The organism is Streptococcus sp. WM07 (assembly GCF_004570525.1).
Classification (GTDB): Bacteria; Bacillota; Bacilli; order Lactobacillales; family Streptococcaceae; genus Streptococcus.
In genome coordinates this window covers 1-431 of record NZ_SPPZ01000196.1, presented here as the reverse complement: position 1 = coordinate 431, position 431 = coordinate 1, and the positions used below count along the sequence as shown (strand labels likewise).

Sequence of the window (431 nt, the reverse complement as noted above, 5' to 3'; positions counted from 1 at the left end):
CTAGCATTTTGTCAAAAGTTCTTCTCTCAACACCAACTAGGCGTTTAAAGCGTAAATCGGAAAGTTCTTTACTGGATTCATAATTCATGCTTCTATTTTATCATATCCTTGTTTCGCAGGAAGTCTACTCATCCCTTACTCTTATTAGTGATTTTAGATACATAAATTCTCGGAGTCATTGAGGGAATATCCTCGTATTTGCTATCCTAATTTCTATTATTTATAGGATGGTTATTGAATGGTAAAAAAGACAAACACCAAAAATGATGTTTGTCTACGTTCTTAGGATTCGCAACGCGAATCCTTTTTACAGTACGACGGGCATGTCGTACATCTGAGGTGTAAGTCCTCTGTGGGCACCTGCTACCGGTGAACCCAATAGCGAATCCCAAGCCTGACTATCGTGAGGTAGCGGGGAGAGGAAGGGATAG

The 431-nt window shown here is 40.1% G+C and carries 1 pseudogene; it reads right to left on the bottom strand.

The window, feature by feature from the left end:
- Positions 1 to 88: pseudogene (locus E4T71_RS08995) on the bottom strand (IS5/IS1182 family transposase); the annotation flags it as partial.
- Positions 89 to 431: the final 343 nt, after the last annotated feature.